Below are 5,274 nucleotides of genomic sequence, written 5' to 3'. Positions count from 1 at the left end.
GAAAGAAATGCTTCGACGTATCCATGCCAATGCGAATAATCTGGTCCATAGCGGGTCTCCATCGTTGATGTCTAACGGCATAACCTGGCATTATTTGATGCCGTATGGAGGCCGTCCACACCAACAGCGCTTGCACCGGTGCCATCTCGAAATATCAGCCGATCACCGCAAGGCGGCCCTCACCGGAGCGATACGCCCATGTGTCGGCAGCGGGCGCAAAAGGGGGCAAAGCGGTCAAGCCCTCGGCCGCTCACGCGGCGGCTTCACGACCAAGATCCACGCAAAAGCGGACGGCTGCGGAGACTTGATCGCCTTCGATCTGACCGGCGGCGAAGCCTCGGACTGCACGCATTTCGAGACCCTGCTCGACATTGGGCCAGACATATCCCCGCGCGCCGCCATTGCCGACAAGGGCTATTCCAGCAAGGCCAACCGGGCTGCCGCAAGGGCGCGGAGCATCGCCCCGGTCATCCCGCACAAGGCCAACGAAAAGAACAAACCCACCTTCTTCGCCAGGACGCTCTACAAGGCGCGCGGGCGTATCGAACAGGGCTTCGGCCGCCTCAAACGCTTCAAGCGCGTCGCCCTCAGATGCGAGAAAACAGCCGAAAACTACAGGTCAATCGTTAGCTTCGCCGCAGGTCTATGTTTGATCAAATTCGTCCACACGACCTAGGCTAACCATCGGTATTATATAGCATCTTCTTCTCTTTAGCGCGCGATCGGCTCACGCCGTAGGATGGCGTCGCACCACTGTCTGATTGCTGGCCGCGAAGTTGCTAGATTTGCCCTGACGCTACGAGCTTACCCAGAAGGGCATTGACGCGCGTTTGCCAGCCTGGGCCGCTCCCACGCAAATGCTCGACCGTCTTCGCATCCAGGCGGATTTTTACCTCTACCTTGGGGGCTTCGAGCTTCGGGCGACCTCGCCGGGACGGCTTCATTCCGGTCATGAACACCGCATCCATCGGCGGATTATCGTCGTGAATCTCAGGATCAAACTTGGCCATAATAGAACCTCGCTTCATGCTTCTCTGCCGGACGCAAGCTGATGGCGCGAACCGCATCGTCGTTGGAGCCGTCGGTGAAAGCCAGCACATGCAGGCGATCACCGATCAACCCTATGGCAACGAAACGAACCTCTCCATAATCGAAGCGGTCATCCTCGCGTTCAAAGGCCGTGTCCCAATCGAACCCTTCCGCAGCCTGCAAGGATATGCCGTGTTTGGCGATATTCCTCTCGTCTTTGGCCGGGTCGAACTCGATCTCCATACCAATTTCGTACACCCGTTAAATCGCCCGCACAACAGTTTTTGTGCACCCTAAAAAGATCAACATGGGCAAGCGACATCACGCATCGGCCTTTGACGCTACCCACCCTGTTCGAGCCAAGGTGTCCGCAAGGGTCGATCGGGGCACATTGAACGTGCGGTCGGACGCGCTCTCGATTTTGCGCTCGGTAAAGATCTTGTCCAGCGCAGAACGCGTTTCATCGAGGATGCGCTGCGACCATCGCACACGAAAGAATTCCGCGTCGGCCAAGGTGAGGAGCAGGTCACGCCGCGGAGCGCTGACCAGTGTGCAGGCATCAACCAGTGCGGTGTATCGATTGGCGAACATGGTTGAGTCAGATCAATAGAGGTCTGCGCCGTCTGCAATCAGTTCGTCCATCGCCTTCGATCGGATTTTGTCGCGCGCAGTTTTGTAGGCGAATACGTCCTCAGCCTTAAGACGCCGGTGCCGCCCCACCATGCTGTGCGGGATATCGCCCTTCTCGATGAGCTTGATAAGGTACGGGCGCGACATGTTGAGCAGGTCTGCTGCTTGCTGCGTCGTCAGCATCTGCTGGATTGGCACCAGCGTGACGGCATCACCACTACCGATGTGACGTAGCAGTTCTAGAAACAGGTCCGACATCGCCGGAGTCAGTGTGATCTCGACTGGTTTCCTAGTCCTCGGATCGGGCACCCGCAGCTTGGCCGCACCGTCCTTCTGCGAGGCGAGTATCCGGCGAAGCTGGTTAGCGATCTGCCGATCGTCGGCAGAGGGCAACCTGTTGCCAAAAGGCAAGGCCTTGGCTGGCAAGGTCATCGGTTTTCTCCGCAGATGGCATTATTCAATAGCGAATATTCGCAATAAACGCAACATGGTTGTGAAACTCGAGTTCCGTCAATGCGGATTTGTAAAACTCCGACCAGATTGCGACGTTAGCACTACTTTGGCAGAAGTTTGAAATGCGTGGCTGATAGGCTCTCACCGCAGTGAGGGCATTGCTCTGGTGGAGGTCTCGATGACCTGAAAGCTGCCGGACCGCTCACCACCCATCCCGGCGATCCGACCGGGTGCAAGGAGTTGCAAGTCGCGTAAGTGCCGCCAGTCCGGTTTGTCCCAGACCCGGAACTTACCGTATATATCGGCGCTTCGTCGAGAACCCAAGGCGGCTTCGTCGCCCTTTCCAACTTGGTGAGGTATAAAAGCTACAATTATAACTCAAATAATGCCATATATTGAGCCATAATGCGTATTGGTATAGCTCATGAAATGGAACTGGCAGCAATCGGATTGGCCGAATTTCCGGTGGGACGGCGAGAAGCTGGCCCATATGGAGGCCCGATTTCTGACGCAGTCAGGAGTTGTGATCGGTTCTGTCAAACATCTTGGCGAGGATGATAGAGCCTCACTCACCATCGATGTGATGACGGGGGGAGGCGCTCAAGACATCCGAGATTGAAGGCGAGATGCTCAACCGCGACAGCGTTCAATCGTCGCTCCGTCGCCAGTTCGGTCTGGACACGGATCATCGCCGCGTGCCGCCAGCTGAGCGTGGTATAGCAGACATGATGGTTGCGCTATACCGCGGCTATGCCGATCCCCTCAGCGATGAGAGTCTCTTTGCTTGGCATCAAATGATCCTCGATGGTCGGCAAGATGTCCGGGCCATAGGCCGCTACCGAGATCATGACGATCCAATGCAGGTGGTCTCCGGGCCGTTGCATAAACCCAAGGTGCATTTTGAAGCGCCGTCTTCATCGACAATGACAGCGGAAATGCGGAAATTCGTCACTTGGTTTTCCGCGCCCGCGCCTGACGGCAAGAGTCCCCTACCCGCTCTCACCCGGGCCGGGATTGCGCATCTCTACTTCGTCAGCATCCATCCGTTCGAGGACGGCAATGGCCGCATAGCGCGGGCGCTTGCCGAAAAAGTGCTTTCGCAGGCTATCGGCCAACCCAGTCTGATCGCGCTGTCGCACGTCATCCAGCGGAAGCGTTCGGCCTATTATGATGCGCTGGAAGCCGCCAACAAAGGCAATGAAGTCACCCCTTGGCTGAGATATTTCGCGACGACGATACTCGACGCGCAGCAGCACAGCCTTGCGCTTATCGACTTCCTTCTGGCCAAGACCAGATTCTACGATCGTTTTCGCTCGCGCCTGAACGAGAGGCAGGCAAAGGTCATATCGCGCATGTTTCGCGAGGGCCTGGACGGGTTCACGGGCGGCCTTCGCGCCAGCAACTACATTACGATCACGGAGACCTCTCGCGCCACTGCCACGCGCGATCTGCACGAGTTAGTGGCGATGGGGGCATTCACCTCGTCAGGAGCGCTCAAGTGTACGCATCCGTTGAGCGTCGCCTTGCCCGGGACGTGACAGACCGCTCTTAAGGTCGCTCTTGAGCGCGGTCGTAGGAGCGGTTTTTGTGGGTCAGATCACGGTTTTCGGCGGGCCTGAGCGTCGGCGGCGCTGGCATGATGACGAGCGGGCGAAGATTCTGTCCGAGGCCTTTTCTCCTGGCGCCTGCGTGGCGCGTGTAGCTCGCCAGCATGATGTATCGACGGCGCTGATTTACACCTGGCGCCGCAAAGCGTGCCAAGCGTCTGGCGTGGCGGGCTCTTCAACTGCGGCGCAGGTCGGCTTCGTCGAAGCAGTCGTGCTTGATGACGGAGGCAGCAAGCAGGCACCTTCGCCGCCAGCTGTCGTGGTGGATCTGCCTGGCGGGCGGCGTGTGAATATCTACGCATCGGCGCCGCCCGGCGTGGCTGCCGCTGTTCTGAAGGCGCTGATCCGATGATCCCGGTTCCGAGCGGAGGCAAAGTCTGGCTCGCGTTAGGCCACACTGACATGCGCAAGGGGATGCGGTCGCTCGCGTTGCAGGTTCAGGAGGCCTTGAACAAGGACGTCCATGCTGGCGACCTGTATGTCTTTCGGGGCCGGAGCGGATCGCTGTGCAAAATCCTGTGGCATGACGGCCTCGGGATGTCATTATTCGCGAAGCGTTTGGAAAGAGGACGTTTTGTCTGGCCCGCCGCAAAGGACGGAACGGTGGCCATCTCGGCATCGGCGATGGCCTGCCTGCTCGAGGGTATAGACTGGCGTAACCCCCGGGAGACCTGGCGCCCGACCCAGGTTGGCTGATCCACCGCGTCAATCAAGGTGCGAGAAATCCCGCCTGTCCGGGCGCATTGGTGAGACAAAATACGCGGGAAAACTGGCTTAAATCCTGGGGTTTGCGGCAGGTTCGTGCTATAGAAAAGCATGCCTGCAAGCGACCCGTCCGACGATCTCATCCAGCTTCGCGCTCAGTTTGCGGTCGTTCAGGAACGGGCCGATAAGGCCGAGGCTGAGGTCGCCATCGTTCAGGAACAGGCCCAGGCCAGATTGCTCGAGGCCGAAGCACGGGTTGCCAAAGTCTGGGCAATCAACGCTGATCTGCTGGCCCGCAACGCCCACCTCGAGCTGATGAACGAGACAATGCGCCGCGACAAATACGGCGCGAGGTCCGAGCGCAGCCGGCGCCTGCTGGGTCAGCTCGAACTGACCTTCGAGGAACTCGAGGCCAATGCCAGCGAGGCCGAACTGCTCGGCCAAATTGCGGCCGACAAGACCACCGCGGTCGCAGCGTTCACCCGCAAGCGGTCCACGCGCCGCGACTTCCCGGCCGACGTTCCGCGCGAGAAGGTCGTCATCCCAGCGCCAGAGCTTTGCCCGTGCTGCGGCTCGGACGATCTTAGCCATCTGCCCCCGGTGATCACCGAAACGCTCGAGAGAATCCCGGCCCGCCACAAGGTGATCCAGACGGTCCGGGAGAAGGTCTCGTGCCGTAAGTGCGAGAAGATCAGCCAGCCACCAGCGCCCTTCCACGTGACGCCGCGCGGGATGTTCGGGCCGCACTTCCTGGCAAACCTCGCCTTCCAGAAGTACGGTCTGCACCAGCCTCTCAACAGCCAGCGTGACCGGCTCGAGGCCGAGGGCATCCCCTTGAGCCTCTCGACGC

Annotated in this window: 10 protein-coding genes; 6 read left to right on the top strand and 4 right to left on the bottom strand. The window is 59.2% G+C overall.

Annotation, left to right across the window (positions count from 1 at the left end):
- Positions 1–7: 7 nt before the first annotated feature.
- Positions 8–676, top strand: coding sequence for an IS5 family transposase (locus SxD43FB_RS22880; RefSeq protein WP_096064088.1), 669 nt, complete (start codon positions 8–10; stop codon positions 674–676).
- Positions 677–779: 103 nt separating this feature from the next.
- Here SxD43FB_RS22880 and SxD43FB_RS22875 read toward each other — a convergent pair whose 3' ends face one another.
- From SxD43FB_RS22875 to SxD43FB_RS22860, 4 genes are all read right to left on the bottom strand, one after another.
- Positions 780–1,010, bottom strand: a complete 231-nt coding sequence (locus SxD43FB_RS22875; RefSeq protein ID WP_217988832.1) for a BrnA antitoxin family protein — start codon at positions 1,008–1,010, stop codon at positions 780–782.
- A complete protein-coding gene (locus tag SxD43FB_RS22870) occupies positions 997–1,272 on the bottom strand; it encodes a BrnT family toxin (protein ID WP_096064086.1) in 276 nt (91 codons plus the stop codon). The genes SxD43FB_RS22875 and SxD43FB_RS22870 overlap by 14 nt, the downstream gene beginning before the upstream one ends.
- Positions 1,273–1,350: 78 nt before the next feature.
- The gene (locus SxD43FB_RS26195) at positions 1,351–1,620 is read right to left on the bottom strand and encodes a hypothetical protein (protein ID WP_255245872.1); all 270 of its coding nucleotides are present in this window, start codon (positions 1,618–1,620) and stop codon (positions 1,351–1,353) included.
- 12 nt (positions 1,621–1,632) lie between these two features.
- Positions 1,633–2,091, bottom strand: a complete 459-nt coding sequence (locus SxD43FB_RS22860) for a helix-turn-helix domain-containing protein (RefSeq protein ID WP_096064085.1) — start codon at positions 2,089–2,091, stop codon at positions 1,633–1,635.
- 445 nt (positions 2,092–2,536) lie between these two features.
- Between SxD43FB_RS22860 and SxD43FB_RS26190 the strand changes: the two genes are divergently transcribed.
- The 5 genes from SxD43FB_RS26190 to SxD43FB_RS22840 form a co-directional block, all read left to right on the top strand.
- On the top strand, positions 2,537–2,731 hold the full coding sequence (locus SxD43FB_RS26190; protein ID WP_343228867.1) for a DUF4172 domain-containing protein: 195 nt from the start codon (positions 2,537–2,539) through the stop codon (positions 2,729–2,731).
- A 7-nt stretch (positions 2,732–2,738) separates the two neighbouring features.
- A complete protein-coding gene (locus tag SxD43FB_RS22855) occupies positions 2,739–3,650 on the top strand; it encodes a Fic family protein (protein ID WP_255245871.1) in 912 nt (303 codons plus the stop codon).
- A gap of 49 nt (positions 3,651–3,699) precedes the next feature.
- On the top strand, positions 3,700–4,071 hold the full coding sequence (locus tag SxD43FB_RS22850; protein ID WP_096064084.1) for a transposase: 372 nt from the start codon (positions 3,700–3,702) through the stop codon (positions 4,069–4,071).
- Positions 4,068–4,415, top strand: coding sequence for an IS66 family insertion sequence element accessory protein TnpB (tnpB, locus tag SxD43FB_RS22845; RefSeq protein WP_096064083.1), 348 nt, complete (start codon positions 4,068–4,070; stop codon positions 4,413–4,415). The genes SxD43FB_RS22850 and tnpB overlap by 4 nt, the downstream gene beginning before the upstream one ends.
- Before the next feature lie 120 nt (positions 4,416–4,535).
- A partial coding sequence (locus SxD43FB_RS22840; RefSeq protein ID WP_176482903.1) for an IS66 family transposase zinc-finger binding domain-containing protein occupies positions 4,536–5,274 on the top strand: 739 nt, incomplete at its 3' end.

Source organism: Sphingobium sp. D43FB, assembly GCF_002312805.1.
In the GTDB taxonomy this organism is placed as follows: domain Bacteria; phylum Pseudomonadota; class Alphaproteobacteria; order Sphingomonadales; family Sphingomonadaceae; genus Sphingobium.
The sequence above is the reverse complement of the archived record's forward strand: the minus strand, read 5'-3'. Positions and strand labels throughout refer to the sequence as shown.

Coding starts and splice junctions, on each gene's coding strand:
- SxD43FB_RS22880 (WP_096064088.1), top strand. CDS start 8: ATGCTTCGACGTATCCATGCCAATGCGAATAATCTGGTCCATAGCGGG.
- SxD43FB_RS26195 (WP_255245872.1), bottom strand. CDS start 1,620: ATGTTCGCCAATCGATACACCGCACTGGTTGATGCCTGCACACTGGTC.
- tnpB (WP_096064083.1), top strand. CDS start 4,068: ATGATCCCGGTTCCGAGCGGAGGCAAAGTCTGGCTCGCGTTAGGCCAC.
- SxD43FB_RS26190 (WP_343228867.1), top strand. CDS start 2,537: ATGAAATGGAACTGGCAGCAATCGGATTGGCCGAATTTCCGGTGGGAC.
- SxD43FB_RS22855 (WP_255245871.1), top strand. CDS start 2,739: ATGCTCAACCGCGACAGCGTTCAATCGTCGCTCCGTCGCCAGTTCGGT.
- SxD43FB_RS22860 (WP_096064085.1), bottom strand. CDS start 2,091: ATGACCTTGCCAGCCAAGGCCTTGCCTTTTGGCAACAGGTTGCCCTCT.
- SxD43FB_RS22870 (WP_096064086.1), bottom strand. CDS start 1,272: ATGGAGATCGAGTTCGACCCGGCCAAAGACGAGAGGAATATCGCCAAA.
- SxD43FB_RS22875 (WP_217988832.1), bottom strand. CDS start 1,010: ATGGCCAAGTTTGATCCTGAGATTCACGACGATAATCCGCCGATGGAT.